Annotated in this window: 2 protein-coding genes and 1 pseudogene; 2 read left to right on the forward strand and 1 reads right to left on the reverse strand. The window is 64.4% G+C overall.

Annotation, left to right across the window (positions count from 1 at the left end; all coding sequences use genetic code 11):
- Window positions 1–84 precede the first annotated feature (84 nt).
- Window positions 85–291: pseudogene (locus I5W_RS17965) on the reverse strand (7-cyano-7-deazaguanine/7-aminomethyl-7-deazaguanine transporter); the annotation flags it as partial.
- Between I5W_RS17965 and hscA the strand changes: the two are divergent.
- Together hscA and fdx are read left to right on the forward strand one after the other, a co-directional pair.
- Window positions 230–1,831 carry a Fe-S protein assembly chaperone HscA gene (gene hscA / locus I5W_RS17970; RefSeq protein ID WP_252717095.1) on the forward strand — a complete coding sequence of 534 codons (1,602 nt, stop codon included), beginning with the start codon at window positions 230–232 and terminating at the stop codon, window positions 1,829–1,831. The pseudogene I5W_RS17965 and the gene hscA overlap by 62 nt on opposite strands.
- A gap of 51 nt (window positions 1,832–1,882) precedes the next feature.
- Window positions 1,883–2,221 carry an ISC system 2Fe-2S type ferredoxin gene (gene fdx / locus I5W_RS17975; RefSeq protein WP_017453299.1) on the forward strand — a complete coding sequence of 113 codons (339 nt, stop codon included), beginning with the start codon at window positions 1,883–1,885 and terminating at the stop codon, window positions 2,219–2,221.
- The last annotated feature ends 74 nt before the right edge of the window (window positions 2,222–2,295 follow it).

Consider the following 2,295-nt stretch of genomic DNA (forward strand, 5'->3'; position numbering starts at 1 on the left):
AGTGGAGGGGGAGTGGAGGAGGGCGCGGCAGTGGAGACCGCGCAAAGCCGCAAGTTTACCGTTGGATGGAAATGCCTGCAGGACTCAGGCCGGACCGGATGCCAGCGGTCGTGCGAAGCAGCTCTTGAGCATCGACATCAGCGCGCCGTAGGCCGGCAGGAAGAACAGCAAGCTGATGGCGATCTTGAAGCCATAATCGACCAGCGCGATCTCCACCCAATGAGTGGCCATGAAGGGATCGCTGCTGCGCCAGAAGGCGATCGAAAAAAAGGCGATGGTATCGCTGGCTGCAGGCATCAAGACACCCATCGACGTATCGGCCGACATCCTGCGGGTATTGCGCCAGCGGGCCGAAGCCTCGCTGGGGGGCGAACTGAGCGGTGCGGTCATCACGGTGCCGGCCTACTTCGATGACGCCCAGCGCCAGGCCACCAAGGATGCCGCGCGCCTGGCCGGCCTGACCGTGCTACGACTGCTCAATGAACCCACGGCGGCCGCCATCGCCTATGGACTCGACCAGGCTGCCGAAGGCGTGTTCGCCATCTATGACCTGGGTGGCGGCACCTTTGACATTTCCATCCTCAAGCTCTCACGCGGGGTCTTTGAAGTGCTGGCCACCAACGGGGACGGCGCCCTGGGTGGTGATGACTTCGATCGCTGCATCCATGACTGGATCCTCGACCAGAGCCAGCTGGCAAGCGCAGAACTCACCACGCAAGATACCCGCCGCCTGCTCACTGCTGCGCGGCAAGCCAAGGAAACCCTGAGCCAGGAGGCCAGCGCGACCATTGCACTGAACCTGTCCTCGGGACAGGCCGTGCAACTGATGCTGACGCGCGAGGTATTTGCAGCCATCAGCCAGGGCTTGCTGGCCCGTACCCTGCTGCCCACCCGCAAGGCGCTGCGCGACGCGGGCTTGGGCGTGGGCGAGATCGACGGTGTGGTCCTGGTCGGCGGATCGACCCGCATGCCGCAGGTCCGCGCGGCTGTGGCGGACTTCTTCGGCCGGCCGCCCTTGACCGATCTCGATCCGGACCAGGTCGTGGCGCTGGGTGCGGCCATGCAGGCCAATGTCCTGGCCGGCAATCGCCAGCAAAGCGACTGGCTGCTGCTGGACGTCTGTCCGCTCTCGCTGGGGCTGGAAACCATGGGCGGCCTGGTAGAAAAGATCATCCCGCGCAACTCCACCATTCCGGTGGCACGGGCGCAGGAATTCACCACCTTCAAGGATGGCCAGACCGCCATGAGCGTGCACGTGCTGCAAGGCGAACGGGAACTGGTGGCCGACTGCCGCTCCCTGGCGCGCCTGGAGTTGCGCGGCATTCCTCCCATGGTGGCCGGTGCGGCCCGTATCCGCGTGACTTTCCAGATCGATGCCGACGGGCTGCTGTCGGTCTCGGCACGCGAACAAAGCACCGGCGTGGAAGCGGCCGTCACCGTCAAGCCCTCCTATGGACTGGATGACGCCAACATCGCCCGTATGCTCTCCGAAGCCATAGGGCACGCTACCGATGACATGAAGATGCGCATGTTGCGTGAAGCCCAGGTCAATGCACGCCAGGTGGCCGATGCCACCGATGCCGCCCTCAAGCACGACGGCCACAGCCTGCTCAGCGCCACCGAACAGGCGCATATCCGCCAGCACCTCTATGCCCTGACGGAACTGATCGAAACCGCACGCGAAGCCAATGACGACAACATCGCTGCACTGGGCTGCGCGTGCGATGCGCTGAACCAGGCCACCCAGGAATTCGCCGCCCGGCGCATGAATGCCAGTGTCTCGCTGGCTCTCTCTGGTCAGCGCCTCGACGCCATCGACCTGGCCTCATGACTTGATATTCCAACCCTGACCGGGGCCATCCCGGCCACATCGGGAGCTGCCATGCCGCACATCACCGTTCGTCCCCATCCCGTACTGTGCGCCGAAGGCAGCAGCTTCGATGCGCGCAGCGGCCAGTTCCTGTGCGATGCCTTGCTCAAGAACGGGATCGCGCTGGAGCACGCCTGCGAAAAATCCTGTGCCTGCTCCACCTGCCATGTGATCGTCCATGAGGGCTACGACTCGCTCACGCCAGCCGGTGATGATGAAGAAGATCAGCTGGGCCGCGCCTGGGGATTGAGCGCACAGTCGCGCCTGGCTTGCCAGGTGGTCCTGAGACAGCAGGACCTGGTGATCGAGCTGCCCCTCTACACCGTCAATCTGGCACGCGAACGCGACTGAGGGCCGCGCGGTGTGCCAAGCCGGCGAGGCCTGACAAGACACGACAAACACGACAAAAGTGACAAGGGAGCGGA

The organism is Herbaspirillum sp. B65, assembly GCF_000333555.1.
Taxonomy (GTDB): domain Bacteria; phylum Pseudomonadota; class Gammaproteobacteria; order Burkholderiales; family Burkholderiaceae_D; genus Herbaspirillum; species Herbaspirillum rubrisubalbicans.

What these genes read in the sequence shown, in the direction of transcription:
- hscA (WP_252717095.1), top strand. Translation starts at nt 230, where the DNA reads ATGAAGGGATCGCTGCTGCGCCAGAAGGCGATCGAAAAAAAGGCGATG.
- fdx (WP_017453299.1), top strand. Translation starts at nt 1,883, where the DNA reads ATGCCGCACATCACCGTTCGTCCCCATCCCGTACTGTGCGCCGAAGGC.